Origin of the sequence: Geothrix rubra, from assembly GCF_030268065.1 — a bacterium.
In the GTDB taxonomy this organism is placed as follows: Bacteria; Acidobacteriota; Holophagae; order Holophagales; family Holophagaceae; genus Geothrix; species Geothrix rubra.
The window spans coordinates 118,177-140,680 of record NZ_BSDD01000002.1; the positions used below are offsets into that span (position 1 = coordinate 118,177).

At 69.4% G+C, this 22,504-nt stretch carries 22 protein-coding genes; 8 read left to right on the top strand and 14 right to left on the bottom strand.

Going from position 1 to position 22,504, the window contains the following annotated elements:
- Positions 1 to 35: 35 nt before the first annotated feature.
- Positions 36 to 1,346 carry a citrate (Si)-synthase gene (locus QSJ33_RS05285; RefSeq protein ID WP_285723518.1) on the top strand — a complete coding sequence of 437 codons (1,311 nt, stop codon included), beginning with the start codon at positions 36 to 38 and terminating at the stop codon, positions 1,344 to 1,346.
- Between the two features lie 75 nt (positions 1,347 to 1,421).
- Here QSJ33_RS05285 and QSJ33_RS05290 read toward each other — a convergent pair whose 3' ends face one another.
- From QSJ33_RS05290 to QSJ33_RS05310, 5 genes are all read right to left on the bottom strand, one after another.
- A complete protein-coding gene (locus QSJ33_RS05290) occupies positions 1,422 to 1,982 on the bottom strand; it encodes a hypothetical protein (protein ID WP_285723519.1) in 561 nt (186 codons plus the stop codon).
- A gap of 78 nt (positions 1,983 to 2,060) precedes the next feature.
- The gene (locus tag QSJ33_RS05295; protein ID WP_285723520.1) at positions 2,061 to 3,671 is read right to left on the bottom strand and encodes a CTP synthase; all 1,611 of its coding nucleotides are present in this window, start codon (positions 3,669 to 3,671) and stop codon (positions 2,061 to 2,063) included.
- A 54-nt stretch (positions 3,672 to 3,725) separates the two neighbouring features.
- Entirely contained in the window at positions 3,726 to 4,205 is a 480-nt protein-coding gene (locus QSJ33_RS05300; protein ID WP_285723521.1) for a GxxExxY protein, read from the bottom strand.
- Positions 4,202 to 6,001: an arginine--tRNA ligase gene (gene argS / locus QSJ33_RS05305; RefSeq protein WP_285723522.1), complete on the bottom strand. Its 1,800-nt coding sequence runs from the start codon at positions 5,999 to 6,001 to the stop codon at positions 4,202 to 4,204. The genes QSJ33_RS05300 and argS overlap by 4 nt, the downstream gene beginning before the upstream one ends.
- A gap of 48 nt (positions 6,002 to 6,049) precedes the next feature.
- Positions 6,050 to 6,865, bottom strand: a complete 816-nt coding sequence (locus tag QSJ33_RS05310; RefSeq protein ID WP_476620509.1) for a transketolase — start codon at positions 6,863 to 6,865, stop codon at positions 6,050 to 6,052.
- A 192-nt stretch (positions 6,866 to 7,057) separates the two neighbouring features.
- Between QSJ33_RS05310 and rpsT the strand changes: the two genes are divergently transcribed.
- Positions 7,058 to 7,321: a 30S ribosomal protein S20 gene (rpsT, locus tag QSJ33_RS05315; RefSeq protein WP_285723524.1), complete on the top strand. Its 264-nt coding sequence runs from the start codon at positions 7,058 to 7,060 to the stop codon at positions 7,319 to 7,321.
- A 297-nt stretch (positions 7,322 to 7,618) separates the two neighbouring features.
- Here rpsT and gluQRS read toward each other — a convergent pair whose 3' ends face one another.
- Positions 7,619 to 8,521, bottom strand: coding sequence for a tRNA glutamyl-Q(34) synthetase GluQRS (gene gluQRS, locus QSJ33_RS05320; RefSeq protein ID WP_285723525.1), 903 nt, complete (start codon positions 8,519 to 8,521; stop codon positions 7,619 to 7,621).
- Between the two features lie 17 nt (positions 8,522 to 8,538).
- Here gluQRS and QSJ33_RS05325 point away from each other — a divergent pair, with 17 nt between their 5' ends.
- Positions 8,539 to 9,282: a class I SAM-dependent methyltransferase gene (locus QSJ33_RS05325; protein ID WP_285723526.1), complete on the top strand. Its 744-nt coding sequence runs from the start codon at positions 8,539 to 8,541 to the stop codon at positions 9,280 to 9,282.
- Positions 9,283 to 9,289: 7 nt separating this feature from the next.
- On the opposite strand, the gene QSJ33_RS05330 is transcribed toward QSJ33_RS05325, so the two are convergent.
- Positions 9,290 to 9,532 carry a hypothetical protein gene (locus QSJ33_RS05330; protein WP_285723527.1) on the bottom strand — a complete coding sequence of 81 codons (243 nt, stop codon included), beginning with the start codon at positions 9,530 to 9,532 and terminating at the stop codon, positions 9,290 to 9,292.
- 5 nt (positions 9,533 to 9,537) lie between these two features.
- Entirely contained in the window at positions 9,538 to 10,749 is a 1,212-nt protein-coding gene (locus tag QSJ33_RS05335; protein WP_285723528.1) for a homospermidine biosynthesis protein, read from the bottom strand.
- A gap of 123 nt (positions 10,750 to 10,872) precedes the next feature.
- Here QSJ33_RS05335 and motA point away from each other — a divergent pair, with 123 nt between their 5' ends.
- Both motA and QSJ33_RS05345 read left to right on the top strand, forming a co-directional pair.
- Positions 10,873 to 11,739 carry a flagellar motor stator protein MotA gene (gene motA, locus QSJ33_RS05340; RefSeq protein ID WP_285723529.1) on the top strand — a complete coding sequence of 289 codons (867 nt, stop codon included), beginning with the start codon at positions 10,873 to 10,875 and terminating at the stop codon, positions 11,737 to 11,739.
- 207 nt (positions 11,740 to 11,946) lie between these two features.
- The gene (locus tag QSJ33_RS05345) at positions 11,947 to 12,834 is read left to right on the top strand and encodes a flagellar motor protein MotB (protein ID WP_285723530.1); all 888 of its coding nucleotides are present in this window, start codon (positions 11,947 to 11,949) and stop codon (positions 12,832 to 12,834) included.
- A 184-nt stretch (positions 12,835 to 13,018) separates the two neighbouring features.
- Here the strand turns inward: QSJ33_RS05345 and QSJ33_RS05350 are convergent, their stop codons facing one another.
- From QSJ33_RS05350 to QSJ33_RS05360, 3 genes are all read right to left on the bottom strand, one after another.
- Positions 13,019 to 13,717, bottom strand: a complete 699-nt coding sequence (locus QSJ33_RS05350; RefSeq protein WP_285723531.1) for an outer membrane lipoprotein-sorting protein — start codon at positions 13,715 to 13,717, stop codon at positions 13,019 to 13,021.
- A complete protein-coding gene (locus tag QSJ33_RS05355) occupies positions 13,717 to 14,076 on the bottom strand; it encodes a phosphomannose isomerase type II C-terminal cupin domain (protein ID WP_285723532.1) in 360 nt (119 codons plus the stop codon). Before QSJ33_RS05355 ends, QSJ33_RS05350 begins: the two co-directional genes overlap by 1 nt.
- A 223-nt stretch (positions 14,077 to 14,299) precedes the next feature.
- Positions 14,300 to 15,370 carry a mannose-1-phosphate guanylyltransferase gene (locus QSJ33_RS05360; protein WP_285723533.1) on the bottom strand — a complete coding sequence of 357 codons (1,071 nt, stop codon included), beginning with the start codon at positions 15,368 to 15,370 and terminating at the stop codon, positions 14,300 to 14,302.
- Between the two features lie 420 nt (positions 15,371 to 15,790).
- On the opposite strand from QSJ33_RS05360, the gene QSJ33_RS05365 reads away from it, so the two are divergent.
- Complete coding sequence (locus QSJ33_RS05365; RefSeq protein WP_285724318.1) at positions 15,791 to 18,139, top strand: PAS domain-containing protein; 2,349 nt, start codon at positions 15,791 to 15,793, stop codon at positions 18,137 to 18,139.
- A 7-nt stretch (positions 18,140 to 18,146) separates the two neighbouring features.
- Positions 18,147 to 18,536 (top strand): response regulator, encoded by a 390-nt coding sequence (locus QSJ33_RS05370; RefSeq protein WP_285723534.1) that lies wholly within the window; start codon positions 18,147 to 18,149, stop codon positions 18,534 to 18,536.
- Positions 18,537 to 18,541: 5 nt separating this feature from the next.
- Here QSJ33_RS05370 and pfkA read toward each other — a convergent pair whose 3' ends face one another.
- Genes pfkA through QSJ33_RS05385 form a run of 3 tightly spaced genes read right to left on the bottom strand, consistent with a single transcriptional unit; the run spans position 18,542 to position 20,353 of the window.
- Entirely contained in the window at positions 18,542 to 19,510 is a 969-nt protein-coding gene (gene pfkA / locus QSJ33_RS05375) for a 6-phosphofructokinase (protein WP_285723535.1), read from the bottom strand.
- Entirely contained in the window at positions 19,507 to 19,806 is a 300-nt protein-coding gene (locus QSJ33_RS05380; protein WP_285723536.1) for a hypothetical protein, read from the bottom strand. The genes pfkA and QSJ33_RS05380 overlap by 4 nt, the downstream gene beginning before the upstream one ends.
- Positions 19,807 to 19,831: 25 nt before the next feature.
- Positions 19,832 to 20,353 (bottom strand): hypothetical protein, encoded by a 522-nt coding sequence (locus QSJ33_RS05385; protein ID WP_285723537.1) that lies wholly within the window; start codon positions 20,351 to 20,353, stop codon positions 19,832 to 19,834.
- Positions 20,354 to 20,489: 136 nt separating this feature from the next.
- Here QSJ33_RS05385 and thiC point away from each other — a divergent pair, with 136 nt between their 5' ends.
- The gene (thiC, locus tag QSJ33_RS05390) at positions 20,490 to 22,319 is read left to right on the top strand and encodes a phosphomethylpyrimidine synthase ThiC (protein ID WP_420801380.1); all 1,830 of its coding nucleotides are present in this window, start codon (positions 20,490 to 20,492) and stop codon (positions 22,317 to 22,319) included.
- Positions 22,320 to 22,504 lie beyond the last annotated feature (185 nt).

The window sequence follows — 22,504 nt, forward strand, 5'->3', positions numbered from 1 at the left end:
CTTCCCCCCACTCCCACCTTCCGAGGAGACCCGCCATGACTCGCCTGAAGACCCGACTTCTGGAGAAGATCCAGGAGCATCGCCCCCGGACGCAGAAGCTCACCAAGGAGTTCGCGGACGTCGTCATCGACCAGGTGAACATCGGCCAGGTCATCGGCGGCGCGCGCGACATCCATGCCCTCGTGACCGACATCTCCTACCTGGACCCCCAGGAGGGCATCCGGTTCCGCGGGAAGAACATCCCCGAGACCTTCGCGGCCCTGCCCAAGGCGGCCGGCGGCGAATATCCGACGGTGGAGTCCTTCTGGTACTTCCTGCTGACGGGCGAAGTGCCGACCCAGGCCGAGGTGGACGAGGTGCTGGCCGACTTCAAGTCCCGCGCCAAGGTGCCCGGCTACGTCTTCGACATGCTGAAGGCCATGCCCAAGGACAGCCACCCGATGGTGATGCTGTCCGCGGCCATCCTCTCGATGCAGAAGGAGAGCCAGTTCGCGGCGAAGTACCACGACACGAAGAAGACCGACTACTGGGACACGATGTACGAGGACGCCACCACCCTGGTGGCCCGCCTGCCCGAGATCGCGGCCTTCATCTACCGCTACAAGTACAAGAACGGCGACATCATCGCCCCCAAGGCCGACCTGGACATGGGCGCCAACTTCGCGCACATGATGGGCATCGCCAAGCCCTATGACGACGTGGCCCGGATGTACTTCATCCTCCACAGCGACCACGAGAGCGGCAACGTCAGCGCCCACACCACGCACCTGGTGGCCTCCGCCCTCTCCGACGCCTACTACAGCCTCTCCGCCGGCATCAACGGCCTGGCGGGCCCGCTCCACGGCCTGGCCAACCAGGAAGTGCTGGACTGGATCATGGCCTTCCAGAAGCAGATGGGCGGCGCCGAACCCACCGAGGAGAACGTCAAGAAGGCCCTCTGGGACACGCTGAACTCGGGCCACGTCATCCCCGGCTACGGCCACGCCGTGCTGCGCAAGACCGATCCGCGCTACACCGCGCAGATGGAGTTCTGCCTCAAGCACCTGCCCAACGACCCGCTCTTCAAGCTGGTCAACATGATCTACAAGGTGGCCCCCGGCGTGCTCACCGAGCAGGGCAAGACCAAGAACCCCTGGCCCAACGTCGATGCGCAGAGCGGCGTGATCCAGTGGTACTACGGCCTCAAGGAGTACGACTTCTACACCGTCCTCTTCGGCGTGGGCCGCGCCCTGGGCGTGCTGGCCAACATCACCTGGGACCGCGCCCTGGGCTACCCCATCGAGCGCCCCAAGTCCGTCACCACCGCCATGCTCGAGGAGTGGGCGGCCAAGGGCGGGCGGAAGTAGTCCGCAGTCTCCAGTCTTCAGTGTCCAGGAGGAGAGGCGGGCCGGTTGGCCCGCCTCTTCCCGTTCGGACCGCGATCAGCGGGGCCAGAGCCAGCCGAAGGTGCCGGCCATGAGCAGGGCGTAGATCAGGCCATCGAGCATGTCCTTGAAGGTGACCCCCCAGGGCTTGCCCATCCAGATGGAGGCCGGCACCGAGCCCGCGGCATAGGCCAGGAAGCCCACGGACCCCACCACCCGGAACACTTGGAGGTAGTGGACCCCCTGCGCCAGGGTGTGCCCGGCCACGTAGGCTACGAAGAAGGACACCACCAGGTTGAAGGCGAACCAGCCTCCCAAGGCCGCGCCCATGCCCGGGGCCCCGGGGGCCTTGAGGACGAGCATCGCCACGGGCCCATCGGCGTACTTCTTCTGCATCTCCGGCGTCCCCATGGCCTTCATGTCGCCGCAGTAGGGGATGACGTACTGCCCGGGCGCCGCGGGGGCCTTGTGGAGGGCCGCTCGAAGGGCCTCCTCATCGGGCAGCTGGCGGTAGTCCGTGTGGTGCCACTTCAGGACCATGTGGATCACGCTGCTGGCCAGGAACACGATCACCGCCGAGAGGATGATCGGAAGCCACAGATGGGCGAGGGATGCCATGGATGCCTCCGGCTGACAGTTGGGTGGAAAGTCTGAGACTCAGACTAGACCCAACCGACCGGCCGTCAAGGCGTCCGGCTAGCCCCGGTGCCCGGCGCTGGCCTTCACGAAGGCCGTGAAGAGCGGATGGGGGTTCAGGGGCCGGCTCTTGAACTCCGGGTGGAACTGGCAGGCCAGGAAGTAGGGGTGCGACGGCACCTCCACGATCTCCACGAAGACGCCGTCGGGGCTCATGCCCGTGAAGGCGAAGCCGCGGTCCTCCAGGGCCTTCTTGTACTCGTGGTTGAACTCGTAGCGGTGGCGGTGCCGCTCGCTGATCTCGGGGCTGCCGTAGGCCTTCTCGGCCTGGCTGCCGGGGGCGAGGCGGCAGGGGTAGGCGCCCAGGCGCATGGTGCCGCCCAGCTCCTCCACGTCCACCAGCTCGCGCAGCTTGAAGATGACGCGATGCTTCGGCGCGTCGTCGAACTCGGTGGAATCGGCGCCCTCGAGGCTGGCGACGTTCCGCGCGAACTCGATGGAGGCCATCTGCATGCCGAGGCAGATGCCGAAGAAGGGGACCTTCTGCTCGCGGGCGTACTGGATGGACTTGATCATGCCGCGGGTGCCCCGCACGCCGAATCCGCCGGGCACCAGGATGCCGTCGCAGTCCTGCAGGAAGGCCGCCGGATCCTGGTTCTCCAGGTCCTCCGCCTCGATCCACTTGAGGTCCACCTGGGTCTCCAGGCCGTAGCCTGCGTGATGCAGGGCCTCGATGAGGCTCTTGTAGCTCTCCTTGAACTCCACGTACTTGCCCACCACGGCGATGCGCACGCTGCCCTTGGGGTTGCGGATCCGGTGCAGCAGGTTCTGCCAGGCGCTGAGATCCGGCGCCTTCTCCCCCAGGCCCAGCAGGGCCGCCACCTTGGTATCCAGGCCCTCCTGGTGCAGGTTCAGGGGCACCTCGTAGATGGAGTGGGCGTCCCGGCCGCTGAACACCGCGTCGGGCGTCACCGAGCAGAAGAGCGCGATCTTGTCCTTCAGCTCGCGGGGGATGTCCACGTCCGCCCGGCAGAGCAGCACGTCGGGCTGGATGCCCAGGGCGCGCAGCTCCTTCACGCTGTGCTGCGTCGGCTTCGACTTCAGCTCGCCCGCCACCTTGATGTAGGGCACGTAGGTGAGGTGCATGTTGATGGCGTTGGCCTTCATCTGGGAATCCAGGCCCGCCTCGAGCTTGAACTGCCGGATGGCCTCCAGGAACGGCTGGCTCTCGATGTCGCCCACCGTGCCGCCGATCTCGACGATCACCACGTCCATGTCCTTGGCCACCTTCTTCATCACGCCCTTGATCTCGTCCGTGATGTGCGGGATCACCTGCACGGTCTTGCCCAGGTAGTCGCCGCGGCGCTCCTTCTGGATCACCGTGTTGTAGATCTTGCCGGTGGTGATGGTGTGGTTGTGGGTGGTGGGCACGGAGGTGAAGCGCTCGTAGTGGCCCAGGTCGAGGTCCGTCTCCGCGCCGTCGTCCGTGACGAACACCTCGCCGTGCTGGAAGGGCGACATGGTGCCCGGATCCACGTTGAGGTAGGGGTCCATCTTCATGAGCGTGACCTTCAGCCCGCGGGCCTCCAGCAGCGCCCCCAGGCTGGCCGCCGCGATGCCCTTGCCCAGGGAGCTCAGCACACCGCCGGTGACGAACACGTACTTAGTCATCGTCCACTCCTAACAACAACTGATCACCGCCAAGACGCCAAGACGCGAAGAAAATCAAACCAAGCCTGCAAGGGGTCGCGGGAGGCCAGGGGCACCTTTCTGGAGGATCTTCCGCACAACCCCCTCTCTCATGAGGGGGACATTGAAGTTCAGCAGGAAACCCAACCGTAGCCCCGACAGTTTCAGATACGTCAGCAATTGTGCGTGATGCACCGGAAGCAGGCACGCCACCGATTTCAGTTCGAGGACAGCCAAGTCATCCACCACCAAATCCATGCGAAGGCCAGCATCCAGCGTGAGCGTGTCGTAATGGATGGGCAGCGTCACCTGCTTCTTCACGCGATGTCCACGCTGCTCCAGCTCATGCGCCAGGCAGGTCTCGTATACGTTCTCCAGCAGACCCGGGCCAAGCGTGGCATGTACTTTGACGGCAGCATCCACGATCGAGCTGGCGAGGCGCTCTTCGACCTCATCCAAGTCCTTTCTTGGCGTCTTGGCGTCTTGGCGGTGATCTTTATTGTTTTCCAGGTTCACATCTCCTCCGGGGCCTGGATGCCCATGAGGAAGAGGCCCTGGCGGAGGACGCGGGCGGTGGCGACGCAGAGGGCGAGGCGGGCCTCGCGCACCTCGGGCGGGTTCTCCGGGGCCAGGATGGGGCAGTTCGTGTAGAAGCCGCTGAAGGAGCGGGCGAGGCCCACCAGCTGGCGCGCGAGGGGCGTGGCCATGCAGCCGTCCACCACGGCGCCGACGGAGCCGGGGAAGCCCGCCAGCTCGAAGAGCAGGCCCTGGGCCTCGGGGGCCTCCAGACCAGCCAGATCTGCGGGGACCTTGGAGCCGGCGAAAGGCAGGAAGGGGCCATCGGCCCTGCCGGCCTGGGCCTTGGCGGCCCAGTCGCCGCCCGCCTTCCGCAGCACGCTCATGATGCGGGCGTGGGCGTACTGCACGTAGGGGCCCGTGTCGCCGTCCAGGGCGATGACACGGTCCCAGGTGAAGGTGATGGGCTTCACGCGGTCGTTCATGGCGTCGAAGAACACCACGGCGCCCATGCCCAGCATCTCGGCCACCCCGGCCCTGTCCTTCAGCTCGGGGTTCTTCTCCTCGATGATGGCGGCCACGCGTTCCCGGGCCTCGTCCAGCACATCCTCCAGGAAGATGACGTTCCCCTTGCGGGTGCTCATCTTCCCCTCGGGCAGCTTCACCATGCCGAAGGGGGTGTGGACCATCCGCCCCTTGAACCAGGGATCCAGCTTGTCTAGCACGGCGAAGATCTGCTGGAAGTGGAGCACCTGGTCCGTGCCCACCACGTAGAGGCAGCGGTCGAAGGCGTAGGCCTCCTGGCGGTAGAGGGCCGCGGCCAGGTCGCGGGTCGCGTAGATGCTGGTGCCGTCGGCCTTCTGCACGAGGCAGGGCGTGGCGATGCCCACGTCCTCCAGGTTCACGATGCGGGCCCCCTTGTCGCCCTCCACCAGGAGGCCCGCGTCCTCGAGGCGCTTCAGGGTGGCGGCCAGGCGGTCCTCGTAGAAGGCCTCGCCCTGCTCCAGGGTGTCGAAGCCGACGCCCAGGCGGTCGTAGATGCGCTGGAACTCCGCCAGCGAGAGGTCGCGGAACCGCTTCCAGAGGGCCCGCGCCTTCGGATCGTTGTCCTCCAGGCGCTTGAACCAGGCCCGGGCCTCGTCGCGCATGGCGGGGTCCTGCTCCTCCTCGGCGTGGAAGCGCACGTAGAGCTGGAAGAGGCGGAAGAGGGGCGTGCGGCGCTTCTCCGGGGCGGGCTCCGCCCAGTCGAAGTCGCGCTGCAGCTCCGGGTTCTCCGCCTCCGCCCAGCGGGTGTAGGCCGCCAGCAGCGTGCCGAACTGGGTGCCCCAGTCACCCAGGTGGTTGAGGCGGACCACGTCGTAGCCCAGGAACCGGTGGGTCTGGGCCAGGGCGTGGCCGATCATCGTCGAGCGCAGGTGGCCGATGGTGAAGAGCTTGGCGATGTTCGGCGAGCTGTACTCGACGATCACCTTCTTCCCCTGGGCCGGACGGGCGCCGTAGGGCCGGCCTGAGGGGGCCGCGAGGATGGCCCCCAGCACGGCCTGGGCGCGGGTCTCCGGGGCGAGCTTCAGGTTCAGGTAGGGCCCTGCGGCCACCAGGGTGGCCCCTTCCACACGGATCGCGGCGGCCAGCTCCTGGGAGAGCTGCACGGGGTTCTTCCCCAGCTGCTTGGCGGCGCGGAAGCAGGGGAAGGCAAGGTCCCCCAGCTCGCCGGACTTGGGGCGCTCCAGCGTGATCTCCACGCCGGGGAGGGCCTCCTTCAGCTGCCGTTCGAAGGTGAGTCGCAACGCATCCATTCCGTGGTTCCTCATCGGGGCGGCGCCTGCGCCACCCGCCATCCAGCGTCAATCGGCCAGTTCGGCCAGGGCCTTCTCGTAGTCCTCGGTCTTGGGAGCCACGCCGTGCCAGCCGGCCTGGTTCTCCATGAAGCTCACGCCCTTGCCCTTCACGGTGCGGGCGCAGATCATCGCAGGCTGACCCTTCACGGTGCGGGCCCAGTCCAGGGCCTCCAGGATCTGGGGGAAGTCGTGGCCGTCGATCTCCTTCACGGCCCAGCCGAAGGCCTTCCACTTCTCCACGACCGGATTGATGTTCATGACCTTCTTCACCTCGCCGTCGATCTGCAGGCCGTTCAGGTCGTGGAAGACGCAGAGGTTGTCGAGCTTGTGGTGGGGCGCGGCCATGGCGGCCTCCCAGATGACGCCCTCCTGGCTCTCCCCGTCGCCCACCACGCAGTAGACGCGCTGGGGCTTCTGCTGCACCTTCAGGCCGAGGGCGATGCCCACGGCCTGGGGCAGGCCCTGGCCCAGGCTGCCGGTGGTGACTTCCACCCCGGGTGTGTAGTGGTTCTCGGCGTGGCCCTGGAGCCGCGTGGGGTACTGCCGGAAGGTGGTCAGCCAGTCCTTGGGGAAGAAGCCCTGGTCCGCCAGCAGGGCGTACTGGGCCGGGCAGGCGTGGCCCTTGGAGAGCACGAAGCGGTCCCGCTCGGGATCGGTAGGATCCTCGGGGAACACGGTCATCTCGTGGCAGTAGAGCGCCACGCCGATGTCGATCCAGCTCAGGCTGCCTCCCGGGTGGCCGCTCTGCGCCGAATAGACCTGCAGCAGGATGTCCCTGCGCAGGGCCTTCGCCTTGGCCGCCAGTTCCTGCACGGTCTCCAGTCGTCGTTGCGGCATCGCCCCCATCCTTCTCCGGAGGCCATTCGCCTCCGACTAGGATCGCCCAGGGAGGCCCCCGCGGGAAGGGGCCGAATCGCCCCTGGACCCCGCCTTTTCCCCTTGACCCAAGGCCATTTCGCGATAGGATGGTCCTTCGCGCTTCTCCCGCCGTCCGGGGAAGCAGGAGACGCCCTCATGGCCAACCACAAGTCCGCTGCCAAGAAAGCCCGTCGCGATGCCGAGGCCCGCCTCCGCAACCGCAGCAACCGCTCGACCCTGAAGACCGCCGTGAAGAAGTTCCTGGCGGTGGTGGCCGAGGGGAACAAGGCCGAGGCCGCGAAGCTCCTCCCCGAGACCCAGGGCCTGGTCGACAAGGCCTGCCGGAAGGGCGTCATGCACAAGAACGCCGCCGACCGCACCAAGTCCCGCCTGGCTGCCAAAGTGAACCACCTGGCCTAACGGACCCTCAAACCATCGCAAAGGACCCGGAGAGCCGGGTCCTTTGTTTTGCCGGTCTCGCGTATCCCCGCAGGGGATACCGAGAGGGTGAACCACCTGGCCTAACGGACGTTCAAGCCATCACGTAGGACCCGGGGCGCCGGGTCCTTTTTTGTGAAATGAGTTGGAACACAGAGGACGCGGAATTCCACGGAGGGCACAGAGGAAAGCAGGAACCCAGACAAGTCGGGTAAACCGGTGTTTCTCTGTGTCCTCTGCGGTTCTCTGCGTCCTCTGTGTTCCGCTCTTCCCGAGAGGTCAGGCCCAGTCCCCGGGCACCCGCACCTCGCCGGGAGGCACGCGGTCCCAGGAGAAGCGGGCCACCAGCTCCGCGGCGGTACAGGGTTCCGGACGGTCGAGGCAGCCCAGGCTCCAGCCCAGCCAGCCCAGGACCTCGGGGACGGCCACGCCACGTTCCGCCAGGGCGGCTAGGCCGAGGGCCCCGGTCCGCTTGCCGAGGCGGCCGCCATCGGGTGCCGCCACGAGGCCCAGGTGGGCGTAGGCGGGACGGGGCAGGCCCAGGGCCTCCTGGAGCCGGATCTGGGTGGCGGTCACGTCCCGCAGGTCCCCGCCCCGCACCACCTCGGTGACGCCCTGGGCGCCGTCGTCCACGACCACGGCGAGGTGGTAGGCGAAGCAGCCATCCCGGCGGAAGAGCAGCGGGTCGCCGGTGAGCGCCGCGGGATCGTCGGCCTGCGGGCCCAGGAGCCGGTCGGTCCACGCGACCGCCCCGGCCGGAAGCTGCAGGCGCAGGGCCCGGTCGAAGCCCTCCCAGGCCCGGCCGCGGCAGCGGCCCGGATAGGGGCGCAGGCCGTCGCCGGCGTGGGGGGCGCTGGCCAGCTGCTGGAGGTCCCTCCGGCTGCAGGCGCAGGGATAGAGCCGGCCCGCGGCATGGAGGGCCGCCAGGGCGGCGCGGTAGGCGGGTCCCCGGTCCGACTGCCAGAGCACCGGGACGTCGCTCTCGAGCCCCAGGGCCGCCAGGTCCCGGAGCTGGGCCTCGCCCAGGTCCCGGCGGCAGCGGGGGCCGTCCACGTCCTCCATCCGCACGAGCCAGCGCCCCCCCGAGGCCCGCACGGACAGCCACGAGGCCAGGGCGGTGCGCAGGTTCCCCAGGTGCAAGACACCCGTGGGCGAGGGGGCGAAGCGGCCGGTGAGGTTCACCCGATTAGCATAGGGGGATGTCGCCCCGCCGCTGGCCTCCTCTGCTGCGCGCCCTCCTGGCGCAGGGGCTGGGTTTCCTCGGCCTGGTCACCCTGGCACGCCTGGGGCTGCGGTTCCCGCCCCTGGTGTGGGTGCTGCTGCAGGCGGTCCTGGCCGTCTACCTCTCGCGGGCCCTGGCCCTGCATCCGCGCTGGCTCCTCCTCCAGGCCGCCCTGCCCTTCCTGGTGCGGGCCCTGTGGGGCGTGCCGGTGCCGCCCTGGGTGTACCTGGCCCTCTTCCTCCTCCTGGCCCTGGTCTTCGGCGGCGGCTTCTTCACCCGGGTGCCCCTGTACCTCGCCAGCCGCGACGCCTGGTCACAGCTGGAATCCCTGCTCCCGGAGGGGCCGGTGCGCTTCGTGGACCTGGGCTGCGGCCTGGGCGGCCCCGTGGCACATCTCGCGAAGGCCCGTCCCGATGGCCGCTTCCTCGGGGTGGAGGCGTCGCCGCTCTCCTGGCTCGTGGCCTGGCTCCGCTGCCTGCCCCTCCGCAATGCGCAGATCCGCCTCGGCAGCCTGTGGCGGGTGGATCTCTCGGGCATCGACGTGGCCTACGCCTTCCTCTCCCCCGTGCCCATGCCCGCCCTCTGGGCCAAGGCCGTGCGCGAGATGAAGCCCGGCAGCCGCCTCATCAGCCACAGCTTCGAGATCCCCGGCCAGCCGCCCGCCCGGGTGATCCCCGTGGAGGGCCGCGCGGGGGCCCGGCTCCTGGTGTGGGAGATGTAACCCCCGATCACCCGCCCAGCACGTCCCGGAGGCCCGACAGGAGCGCGTCCCGGCGTTCCCGCACGGGCGCGGCCAGGGGCTCGGGCAGCTCCAGGGCCGCCTCCCGCAGGGCCAAGGCCAGCTCGGGCGCAGAGCAGCCCGCGGTGAGGGCGGCCAGCAGGGCCGAAGCCCCGGCCCCGTCCCCCGCGGCCCGCAGGGTGCGGACCAGGTCCAGGGCCAGGCCCAGGGTGTCGTCCCAGGAGGTGGTCACGTCCGTCAGCGCTTGGGGGTGCCGCAGGGCCAGGTGTCCTTGCCCCGCTCCGGCATCCCCACGGTGACGGCGCGCTTGGCGGCGTCCCGGGCGGTGGTGGGGGCGCCGCTCAGGCGGCCGCGGGAGGCGTACTGGTCCATGAGCTGCTGCATCAGGGCCTCGCGGCGGTCCAGCAGGCGCTTGAGGGGCCGGCTGCCCACGCGGTCCAGCACGTAGGCGGTGAGGAGCGGCAGGGCGATGGTGCTGTCCACGTAGGCCACCACCGCATCGGGCAGCTGGTCGGGGTCGATCTTGCCCCAGGACACGGCCTCGGCCGGCGTGGCGCCGCTGAGGCCGCCGGTGTCGGGCCGGGCGTCCGTGATCTGCAGGAAGTAGTCGTGGCCGCGCTCGTCGATGCCGAGCACCTCCTGGATCTGGGGCTCGGTCTGCAGGATGAAGTTCTTGGGGCTGCCGCCGCCCAGGATCCACACGGCGCTGGCGCCGCCCTTGAGCTTGGCGTCCAGGACGATGCTGGCGGTCTCGTTCACGTCCGCATTCACGTCGAACTGCAGCTTGTTCCCCTCCAGGGCCACGGCCGCCACGTTCATGCCGATGCTGCTGTCGCCGGGGCTGGAGGTGTAGATGGGCACGCCCGCCTGGTAGGCCGCGGAGAGCAGGGACACGGTGCCGATGCCCAGGGCCCGCTCCCGCTCGTGGAGGGCCCGGCCCACCATCTGGTGGAACTCGGCGGTGCTCATGCTGCGCTGGAAGGCCGGGGCCTTGATGAGCTCCCGGTAGAAGGCGTCCGTGTCGAGCAGCACGGTGTAGTCGAAGAGGATGTCGTAGATGCGGACCACGCCCTCGTCCCGCAGGACGGTGTCGGGCACGGTGGCGCTGCCCCGGTGGAGGCTCAGGTCCAGGGCGAAGTGGGTGTCGTGGTAGAGGTTGGCGCCGGTGCTGATGATCCAGTCCACCAGGCCGTTCTGGACCAGGGGGATGAGGCAGGAGCGGCCCAGGCCGGCGGGGGTCAGGGCCCCGGTCAGGGTCATGCCCACGGTCACCTCGGGGCGGAGGATCTTCTGGGCCAGGAGCCGGGCGCCGTCGCCCAGGCGGCCGGCGTTGTAGGCCAGGAAGGCCTGGTCCACCAGGTCCGCGACGGAGACGCCCTTCGCGATCCCCGCGGGGGCGATCCGGGCGCCGCTCAGGAAGCTGGACGGGGCTTCGCGATCTTCGTGCATGGGATCCTCCTGACCCTTCATCATGCCAGGGGGCCCCGGACTCATCCTCCCCGGATTTCCGGCCCGGTCCCAGATTCAGGTCCACCCCCCCCTTGGCCGAAACCGTGCTCAGGAGATGCGTTCATGTTCTTCATCATCGGCCTGGTGGTGGTGTTCGGCGCCGTCGTCGGCGGCTACCTCATGGAGGGCGGCAAGATCCCGACCCTCCTGCATCCGCTGCCCGCGGAGGGCCTCATCATCTTCGGCGCGGCCGTGGGCTCCTTCCTGGCCGCCAACCCCATGGCCCTCATCAAGCGCGTGGCCGCGGACATCGCCAAGCCGCTGAAGGGCAGCCCGTACACCAAGCCTGTGTACATGGAAATGCTGATGATGCAGTACGAGGTGTTCGTGAACATCAAGAAGGGCGGCCTTCTGGCCCTGGAGCAGGATGTCAACGATCCCCACAACTCCGCCATCTTCAAGAAGTACCCCACCTTCACCCACAACCACCACGCCCTCGACTTCTTCTGCGACTCCATGAAGCTGCTCATCAACGGCAGCGCCAAGATGGACGAGATCGACCTGGTGATGGACACCGACCTGGACGTCCACCACGCGGAGAACGCCGCCCCGGGCGCCTCCGTGAGCGTGATGGCCGACGCCTTCCCCGCCTTCGGCATCGTGGCCGCCGTCATGGGCGTGGTGATCACCATGGGCTTCCTGGACCAGCCGCCCAACGTGATCGGCGGCAAGGTGGGCGCCGCCCTCGTGGGCACCTTCCTCGGCATCCTGCTGTCCTACGGGGTCTTCCAGCCCCTGGCCAAGCACATCGACGCGGTGAACGGGGCGGAGGCCTTCTACTTCAACTGCCTGCGCTCCGGCCTGACCAGCTTCGGCAACGGCGCGGCCCCGGTGACGGCCGTGGAGTTCGCCCGCCGCAACATCCCCTCCACCGAGCGCCCGGGGTCGGGCGAGTTGGAGGAGGTGGTGCGGCAGATCAAGCCGAGGTGATGAGATGTTCCCAGTGGTCCGGCCCTTCCACCCTGCACGGCGCCTCAAGCGGGGCGAAGCCACGCGCAGAGTGGAGGTGGTGCGGCAGATCAAGCCGAGGTGACGAAGGTGACCCCAACCCCTGCGAGCGTGATGCTCAGCCTGACGGGCGCCCCGCTCGGAAGGCTGCGCCGCAGCCTCCGCTCGCGGCCCGTCTAGGTTTCGCCCGTGGCCGACCAGCAACCGGAAGTCAAAATCCGGATCGTCAAGAAGAAGGGGGGCCACGGCGGCGCCCACGGCGGGGCCTGGAAGGTGGCCTATGCCGACTTCGTGACGGCCATGATGGCCTTCTTCCTGTTGATGTGGCTGCTCAACAGCGCGGACAAGAACACCAAGGCCGGCATCGCCGGGATGTTCCAGGATCCCAACTTCTTCAATACCGAGCGGGGCAAGGAGATCCTCTCCAACTACGGAAAGGGCATCCTGCCGGGCGGCCGGGGCATGGCCCCGGGCCCCGACGGGGGCGGCACGCCGGACACCGAGGCCGCCCAGGAGCGGGAGCGGAAGGCCCTCCAGTCCGCCGCGGACGCCATCGAGGGCGCCTTCCAGAACGACGCCCTGCTGCAGGCCTTCAAGGACCAGGTCACCCTGGACTTCACGGACGAGGGCCTGCGCATCCAGATCCAGGACAAGGCCGCCCGGGTGCTCTTCGATTCCGGCAGCGCCACGCTCAAGCCCTACACGCTGTCCATCCTCCAGGAGATCGCCCGGGAGCTGGGCAAGCTGCCCAACAAGGTGGTCATCGGTGGCCACACGGACAGCCAGCAGTACCCCGGCCAGACCTACACCAACTGGGAGCTGAGCACCGAACGGGCCAACGCCGCCCGGCGCGTCATGGAGAGCGCCGCCCAGGGCCTGCGTGCCGACCAGATCCGCCGCGTCACCGGCTACGCCGACACCATGCCCGTGGAAGGCCTGGAGCCGAAGGATCCCCAGAACCGGCGCATTTCCATCGTGGTGCTGTCCTCCGCCAGCGAGGCCGCCGAGGAGAAGCGCCAGAAGGCCCAGGGCCCCGCGGAAGCCGCACCGGGAAAGGTCCCCGCCCCGAAGCACTGAAAAAGAAGCGCCCGGAGGTACGGGCGCTTCGTGAGGGTTGAGTTGGTGGGGAAGCTTTGGTGGGGAAGTTGCAGCGGGAGTCCCCAGGTGGGGACCGGTGTCGATTGGTGGGATTGAAAGTGGCGGGAAGCCCTTGCGGGCACCTCGGGACCAGTATGCACCCCTGCCGCGATCCGGGCCAGGATCAGCGTTCCGCCGGCAGGTCGAACCAGGCCGGGTCCACCCCGCCGGGATGCCAGCGGGCGAAGGTGAGGGTGGCCTTCGACCCGTCGGGTTCCGTCAATTCCAGGCCCCGGAGGACCGCGCGACCCTGGGTTGTCACCGGGGGGTCGAAGTCGGCCGTCCGCGCCAGCTTCCCGGAAACCAGGTGGAATTCCGCCCGCAGGGGCGCCCCGTCGTTCCGGGCCACCCACAGGCGCACCGTGCGGGCACTGAGGACAGGCCGCCTCGCCACGAGGTCCAGCCGCCAGCAGGGGCGCCCCTCGAAGGCCTCCTCCGCCAGCCCCTCCACCCGATAGTCCTCGCGGAACCGCGTCCGGGCCACGTCCCCGCCCGCCGCGGGCCCCAGGAGGCGCTGCTGGGGCGTCACCTTCAGGGGGTGCTTCGCACCCGGAAGGATCAGCCACATGTCATCGCCCCTCAGGAGCACGGCCCGACCCTTCTCCCGCTCGGACAGCCCGTCCAGGCGGGCATCGCCATCCTCCCGGGCCGCCACGCGCCAGCGCTGGGTCGCCTTCCCTGCAGCCACCGTCAGCTCCACCGTGAAGGCGGGCCAGGGATGACGGTACCGGTCCACCCGGGCCAGGATCTCCTCCGCGCGGGCCGCCTCCGGGCCCTGGGCCGCCAGGGATGCGGCGCACAGGAGGAGGGCCGGAAGGCGCATCAGCGGCGCCCGTAGTCGTCCTGGAGCCGCTCGATGTCGCCTTCGTCGAAGGTGCCCAGGCTCACCTCCAGCACGCGGACCGGATGGGCGGTGGCCGCGTCGCAGCGGAGGCGGTGGGTGCTACCCACGGGCAGCCAGACCTGCTCGCCCACGACCGGCCGGAGCGTCTCCCCGTCGCGGTCCACCACCACGCCGGGATCCAGCGCCACCCAGAGCTCCCCGCGGTGGGTGTGCCGCTGGAGGCTGAGCTGCTGGCCCGGGTTGCAGGTGAGGATCTTCACCGTGCAGGGCGTGTTCAGGACGAACTGGTCGAAGGAGCCCCAGGGCTTGTCCACGTGGAGGGTGTCGGGTCGCTGCATCGTCATCGCTCGCAGGAAAGGTTCGTTCACATCGCCGCTCGGCTTCGCCTTGCGGGGGCTCCAGGACTACCCCCGGATCGCACGCCACGTCGGTGGCGTGCTCCCGCTCGCCTTGCAGGCTCGCGGACGGGGCCCCGTCCACCAGGGCTTCTCGACGTGCAGGGTCTCGGGTCGGTTCATGGGAGGGGCCTCGGTCTTCAGTCTTCAGTCTTCAGTCTTCAGTCTAGAGGAGATCCTCTCGCCCTTCCGCCTTCAGGCGTTCGACGATCTGCTTGACGCTCTGGGCGCGGTCGCGATGGCAGATGAGGAGGGCGTCCGGCTCGTCCACCACGATGAGGTCCTCCACGCCGCTGGCGGCAATGAGGCGGCGCCCGCCGAAGAAGGCGCTGTTGCGGGTATCCAGCAGCAGCGTGTCGCCCTGGCTGACGTTGCCCTGGGCGTCGGCGTCCTGGAACTCGATGGCCGCAGGCCAGGAGCCCACGTCCGACCAACTGAACCGGGCAGGCACCACGGCCACGGACTTCGCCTTCTCCATGAGGGCCACATCGATGGCCACCTGAGGCAGCTGCCGGTAGGCGGCGGCGAGGGTCCGCGGATCGGCGCCGTCCCGCGACCAGGCGTCCAGTGGCGCCAGCACCTCGGGAGCGTGGGCCTCCAGCCCGGCGCGGAGGTCCGCCAGGGTCCACACGAACATGCCGGCGTTCCAGTAGTGGCGGCCGGACTCGAGGTACTGGAGGGCCACTTCCACGGGGGGCTTCTCGCGGAAGGCCTTCACCTGGAGGACGGCGCCTTCGCCCTCGGATTCGATATAGCCGTAGCCGGTCTCCGGGTAGGTGGGCCGGATGCCGAAGGTGACCAGCTCCCGTGCCGTGGCGGCGTGCCGGGCGGCGGTATCGAGGTCCTCCAGGAAGCGCTGCCGGTCCCCGATCCAGTGGTCCGCGGACAACACCGCCATCACGCTCCCCGGGAACCGGCGCTCGATCTGGACCAGCGCCAGGGCGAGGCAGGGCGCGGTGTTGCGGCCCTCGGGCTCCACCAGCACGTTCTCCGGCGGCAGCTCGGGCAGCATGCGCCGCGTCTCCTCGGCCAGGTCCTCCGTGGTGACGACGAAGACCCGCTCCGGGGCCACGTGGCCCTCCAGCCGCCGCACCGTCTGGTGCAGGAGGGTCTCCGTCCCCACGATGGCCAGGAACTGCTTGGGCCGGGCATTGCGGCTGCGGGGCCAGAATCGGGTCCCCCGCCCCCCGGCCATGACGACCGCCACCATGGGAACCGGGTTCAGCGTGTTCGACATCATCCCTCCCTCCCCACCGCCCAGGCGCGGGAGGTCTCGCGTATCGGCGCAGCCGATGCCGAGAAGACGACCGCCAGCATGGGAACCGGGTTCAGCGTGTTCGACATCATCCCTCCCTCCCCACCGCCCAGGCGCGGGAGGTCTCGCGTATCGGCGCAGCCGATGCCGAGAAGACGATCGCCACGAGGTTCTCCTTGGAATCCACCGCCATCGCATCCTCCTCGTGCCGGGCCTTTCAGCAAACCACGCGGGTGACCCCCATCACAAGCGGGGCCGGTCGCCCGGTCGTGATCCACGGGTGGCCATCCCCATCCTATTCTCAACTGATTCACGAGTCCGCTAAGGACCCGGCGCAGTGAGGCACCCATCACTCCCATCCCGTCGACCGACCCCGCCGCCTCGGGCTACGACTACCGGACCCTGCTCAAGGAGCTGCCCCTCCTGGTCTGGAAGGGCGACGCCTCGGGCGGCTGCGAGTACGTGAACCAGACCTGGCTGGATTTCACGGGGCTGCCGGTGGAGGCGATGCTGGGCCAGGGCTGGGCGGAGGCGGTCCATCCCGAGGACCGTGGGCACCTGCAGCGCACCTATGCCGAGGCGTTCCAGACCCGGCTGCCCATGGGCCTGGAGTTCCGCATGCGGCACCACAGCGGCGAGTACCGCTGGGTGCTCGGCAACGGCAAGCCCTTCTACGATCCCGAGGGCCGCTTCGCCGGCTTCCTGGCCGCCTGCGACGACATCCACGCCATGCGCACGGCCGACCTCCGCATCCGCCGCCTCACGGATCTCTATGCCGCCCTCAGCCGCACCAACCAGGCCATCATCCACGCCCGGGACCGCGAGAGCCTCTTCCAGGAGGTCTGCCGCATCGCCGTGGAATCCGGCCGGTTCCGGCTGGCCTGGATCGCGCTGCCGGACCCGGCCACGGGCGGATTCCGCCCGGCGGCCCATGCCGGCCCCGCCGCGGCGTACCGACTGGGCCTGGAGGGCTGCACCTCCGCCGCAGACCCCGGGGGGATGGGCCTGGACGCGCTGGTGCTCCAGGAGGGTGCGCCCCGGATCGAGCGGGACCTCGTCTCGGCCGCGCCCTGCGCCGCCTGCCGGGAGAACGCCGTGCACCATGAGCTGAGGGCCCAGGCGGCCTTCCCCCTCCGGGTGGATGGCCGCATCGAGGGCAGCTTCAGCGTCTTTTCCGAAGAACCCGGCGCCTTCGACCGGGACATGATCGCCCTGCTGGAGGAGATGGCCGCGGACATCTCCTTCGCCCTGGACCACCTGGCCCGGGAGGAGCGGCGCCGCACCGCGGAGCGGGCCCTGGCCGTGGCCCTGCAGGAGCGGCAGGCCATGCTGGAGGCCGCCAGCGTGGCCAAGGTGGTGCCCTGGTCCATGGACGCAGGGGGGAACCTGCGCTGGGGCGATTCCGCCGGGCCGGTGCTGGGCCTGGGCCCGGTGGCCCTGGCCGCCCAGTCCGGCTGGCCCTGGCATCTGCTCCTCGAGGAGGACCAGCCCCGGCTCCGCCAGGCCCTGCGGGAGGCCACGACCGGCCTGGTGGCCGGCGCGGACTGCCGGATGCGGCACGGCGACGGGCGCGTCATCTGGACCCGCTGGACCCTGGCCCGGGATGGCGAAGGCTTCCGGGGGGCCCTGCAGGACATCACCGAGCAGCACACGGTCCAGGAGCAGCTGGTCCAGAGCCAGAAGCTGGAGTCCCTGGGCACCCTCGTGGGGGGGATCGCCCACGACTTCAACAACCTGCTCATGGCCATCCTGGGCTACTGCGAGATCTTCGAGGGGGACACCGCCTTCACCCCACGGCAGCGCAAGGGCCTGGAGGTGATCCACCGTGCCGCCCACCGCGGTCGGGACCTGGTGGACCGGCTCCTGGGCTTCAGCCGCCGGGTCGCCCCGCGCCGGGAGACGGCGAACCTGAATACCGTCCTCTCCGAATCCGCGGCCCTCCTGGTCCATGCCCTTTCCAACCGCATCCGGCTGGACCTGCGCCTGGCCCCCGACCTTCCCGACGCCAGCTTCGATTCCAGCCAGATGCACCAGGTGGTGATGAACCTCGCCATCAACGCCCGGGATGCCATCGAGGGCGAGGGCGTCATCACCCTGCGGAGCGGCGTGGCCCCGGTGCCCGCCGAGACGGCCCTGGCCCACCGGCGCCTCCCGGGCACGTACGTCTTCCTGGAGGTGGAGGACTCCGGGTGCGGCATCCCCCCCGACCGCCTCCGCCGCATCTTCGAGCCCTTCTACTCCACCAAGGGCGCCAAGGGCACGGGCCTGGGCCTGTCCATGGTCCACGGCATCGTCACCGAGCACGGCGGCTTCGTGGAATGCGACAGCCGCCTGGGGGCCGGTACCCGCCTCCGCGTGCTGCTGCCCCTGGGCCATACGGGCCCCGTGGCCTGCGACCCGGACGACGGGGGTCCCGCCATGCGGATCCTGCTGCTCTGCGGCGAACCGGTCCGCAGGCGGCTCGCCACCGGCCTCGTCCAGATGGGCCACCAGGCCCTGCCCGAGACCTCGGCGGCCCGGGCCGCCGCTTCCGGACCGACCGACTGGGACCTGCTCGTGATGGATCCCGCCGCCCTGGACCTGGCGCCCGCCGCGCTCCTCGACCGGCTTGCCCAGGGCGGCTGGACCGGCCCCTTCCTCCTCGTGGGCCCCGATCGCCCGGGCGCCCTGCCGCGCCCCGCCTCCGGCACCCTCTCTCGCGATTTCTCCCTCATGGAACTCATCGAGGCCCTGCACCTCGCCCGACCCTAGGCCTCCCATGCCCAGCATCCTCCTCATCGAAGACGACCACGACACCGCCGAGACCCTCCAGGCCATGCTGGAGCTCGACGGGCACGCGGTGATCCGCGCCGAGAACGGACGCCAGGGCCTGGCCCTGCTCCAGGGCGGGGCCGCCGTGGACCTGGTGCTGACGGACATCGTGATGCCGGACATGGAGGGCATCTCCACCATCCAGCACCTCAGGGGCCTGCGTCCGGAGCTGCCCGTGGTGGCCATGACCGCCCGGCGGGACACGCCCTACCTGCGGGCCGCCAAGGCCATGGGCGCCCGGGAGACCCTCTACAAGCCCTTCGGCCGGCAGGCCCTCCGCGAGATCCTCCAGCGGGCCCTCGCCGGCGGCCCGTCGTCCTCCGTCGAAGCCGGCTAGCAGCCCTACCGGGCCAGGACGGACACCAGGGCCCCCAGGTCTTTCGGCGGGACGGGGTGGGGATCCAGGATCCGGGCCATGGGCTGGACGGCGAGGACACCGCCCACCTCGCCCAGGTAGAAGGCCCGCTCCCCGGCCACCAGCCGCCGGACGGCCTCGGAGCCCCACCGGCTGCCCCAGATGCGGTCCAGCGCCGAGGGGCTGCCCCCACGCTGGACGTGGCCCAGGACCACCACCCGCAGGTCCAGGCCGTAGTCCCGCTTCAGGCGCTCCCCCACGCCCACGGCATTGCCCACGCCGTCCCCCTCGGCCACCACGACGATGGAGCTCCGCTTGCCGCGGATCCAGTTGGCGTGGAGCTGGGAGACCAGCGACTCGTAAGTGTCATTGGGCGACTCGGGATAGAGCACCGCCTCGGCCCCGCAGGCGATGGCGGTGTGCACGGCCAGCATCCCGGAGCTGCGGCCCATGACCTCCACGAGGAAGAGCCGCCCGTGGCTGGAGGCCGTGTCGCGGATCCGGTCGATGGCCTCCACCGCCGTGTTCAGGGCCGTGTCGAACCCCAGGGTCCGGTCCGTCCCCGGCAGGTCGTTGTCGATGGTGCCGGGGATTCCCGCGCAGGCGATGCCATGCTCCCGATGGAGGGCCTCCGCGGCCCGGAAACTGCCGTCGCCGCCGATGACCACCAGGGCCTCGATGCCCACCTTCCGCAGCTTCGCGGCGGCCTCCGCCCGCCGCTCGGGGTGGTGGAGCTCTGGACACCGGGCGGTCCGCAGGATGGTGCCGCCCCGCTGCAGGATGTTGGCGCAGGACCGCGTGGCCAGGGGGGCCCAGTCCGATTCCAGCAGACCCTGGTAGCCCCGGTAGATCCCGTAGACCTCGTGGCCCAGGGCATCCGCCTGCCGCACCACGGCGCGGATGGCGGCATTCATCCCGGGCGCGTCCCCGCCGGAGGTGAGGACGCCCAGCCTCACGGGGCGGCCTTCGCGTGGGGCGCCTTGCGGGGCGCCTTCCTCGGCGAATGCCCCTTCTTCCGGACGGCCTTGTGCTTGACCCGCCGGCCCCGGCGGGTGTCCTTCACATGGGTCTCGGGGGGCGGCAGGGGCGGCGGTTCCACCACCCCCTTGGGCAGCGGCGGGAGGTCTCCGTCCGGAATGCCCAGGGCGGCGGACCGCTGGGCGCGGGCCTTGATGACGGGATCCTCCTGGCCGCGGGCCGTGGCGACCAACCCGAGGGCCAGAGCACTGATGACGAACGCGCGTCGCGGCATGGTCCCCTCCCCGGGGAAGTATGGCTCATTCCAGTGGCTTGGGCGCCCGATCCTTCATGGCCTTGGCGAAGAATTCCGCCACGATCCGATCCGCGTCCTCCTTGGTGACGTCGGCGATCTGCGGCTCCCGCTGCAGGATGTCCCGGCCCGAGGGGGCCATCTTGGGCAGGTGGTCCTCGGAAGGCTGCAGGCGGCCCAGGACATACTGGGCCACCTCGATGAGGCTGCGCCCCACCCGCTCCAGCTTCTGCCGCACCACGTCCTGGTACTGGTAGAGGTCGAAGGCCCCCTGGATGTTGTAGGCCCCGTTGTCGGCGTGGAATCCGATCTGCTCCAGCCGGGAGGTGAGGTTCTGCAGCTGCGGCGAGGGGGGCACCAGGCCCCGGAGGATCTCCTGGCACTCCTTGGCCAGGGCCTGGATCTCCTCGAAGCTGTGCTGGACCACCTCGATCTGGTCGAGGACGCGTTCAGCCCCGCCCTCCTGCTCCCGGGCGATCTGCATGAGCTGGTCGGGAATGGCCTGGTTGTCCTGGGGCTTGTCCGGCATGGGCGCGCTCCGTAAGTCCCCTATCGACCGGGGGGGCGCAATCTTTGAATTCGTGGCACCCTCCCTCGCGCGATAAACTTCCTAATTCGGGGATCAATCGAGTCCCGATTTCACCAAGTCCGGAGTTTCCATGACCATGCAGTCCAGTCCCAACCCCGCGCCCGTGGATGGGACGGCCCTGGCGGGCTGCCTCCAGCCCTTCCCCGCCTCGGACAAGATCCACGTGGCCGGCACCCTCCCCGGGGTGAAGGTCCCCTTCCGGCGCGTGAAGCTCCAGCCCACCCGTGATTTCAACGGTCAGCTCACGGACAACGAACCCGTGGTGCTCTACGACACCTCGGGCCCCTACACCGATCCCTCCGCCCACATCGATGTCGCCAAGGGCCTGCCCGCCCTCCGCCAGGACTGGATCCTGGGCCGGGGCGACGTGGAGGCGCTGCCCGGCGCCACCAGCCTCTACCGCAAGCTTCGGGAGCGGGACAAGGAGCTGGACGCCATCCGCTTCCACGCCGACCGCAAGCCCCTGCGCGCCAAGGCCGGCCGCAACGTCAGCCAGATGCACTACGCGAAGCAGGGCATCGTCACCCCCGAGATGGAGTTCATCGCCATCCGCGAGAACCTGGGCCGGGAGGCCGCCGGCCTCAAGAGCCGCATCACGCCCGAGTTCGTGCGCGACGAGGTGGCCCGGGGCCGCGCCATCATCCCCGCCAACATCAACCACCCGGAGACCGAGCCGATGATCATCGGCCGGAACTTCCTGGTGAAGATCAACGCCAACATCGGCAACAGCGCCGTGGCCTCCAGCATCGAGGAGGAGGTCGAGAAGATGGCCTGGTCCATCCGCTGGGGCGCCGACACGGTGATGGACCTCAGCACCGGGAAGAACATCCACGAGACCCGCGAGTGGATCCTCCGCAACAGCCCCGTACCCATCGGCACCGTGCCCATCTACCAGGCCCTGGAGAAGGTGAACGGCAAGGCCGAGGACCTCACCTGGGAGATCTTCCGCGACACCCTCATCGAGCAGGCCGAGCAGGGCGTGGACTACTTCACCATCCACGCCGGCGTGCTCCTGCGCTACGTGCCGCTCACCGCCAAGCGCGTAACGGGGATCGTGAGCCGCGGCGGCAGCATCATGGCCAAGTGGTGCCTGGCCCACCACAAGGAGAACTTCCTCTACACGCACTTCGAGGACATCTGCGAGATCATGAAGGCCTACGACGTGGCCTTCTCGCTGGGCGACGGCCTGCGTCCCGGGAGCACCGCCGATGCCAACGACGAGGCCCAGTTCGGCGAACTGGAGACCCTGGGCGAGCTCACCAAGATCGCCTGGAAGCACGATGTGCAGGTGATGATCGAGGGCCCCGGCCACGTGCCCATGCACCTCATCCAGGAGAACATGACCAAGCAGCTGGCCGTCTGCGACGAGGCGCCCTTCTACACCCTGGGCCCCCTCACCACGGACGTGGCGCCCGGCTACGACCACATCACGAGCGCCATCGGCGCGGCCATGATCGGCTGGTTCGGCTGCGCCATGCTCTGCTACGTGACCCCCAAGGAGCACCTGGGCCTGCCCAACAAGAAGGACGTGAAGGACGGCGTCATCGCCTACAAGATCGCCGCCCACGCCGCGGATCTCGCCAAGGGCCACCCCGGCGCGCGGATCTGGGACGACGCCATGAGCAAGGCCCGCTTCGAGTTCCGCTGGGAGGACCAGTTCAACCTGGCCCTCGATCCCGACACCGCCCGGGAGTTCCACGACGAGACCCTCCCCGCCGAGGGCGCCAAGTCCGCCCACTTCTGCTCCATGTGCGGGCCCCACTTCTGCTCGATGAGAATTACGGAGGATGTGCGCAAGTACGCCGAGGATCATGGCTACAACGGCGAGGAAGCCCTTGCGAAGGGGATGGAAGAGAAAGCCGGGGAATTCGCCTCCAAGGGAAGTGAGATCTACCTTCAAGCCTGATTGCAAATCAGAGGGCGTCTCGCGTATCGCCATAGGCGATACCGAGAAAATCTCCGAGGACGTGCGGCAGTACGCCGAGAGCCACGGGTATGACGAGAAGGAGGCCCTCGAGAAGGGCATGGAGGAGATGGCGGAGACCTTCGTCAAGAAGGGCGCTGAGGTCTACCAGCAGGCCTGATTCGCTC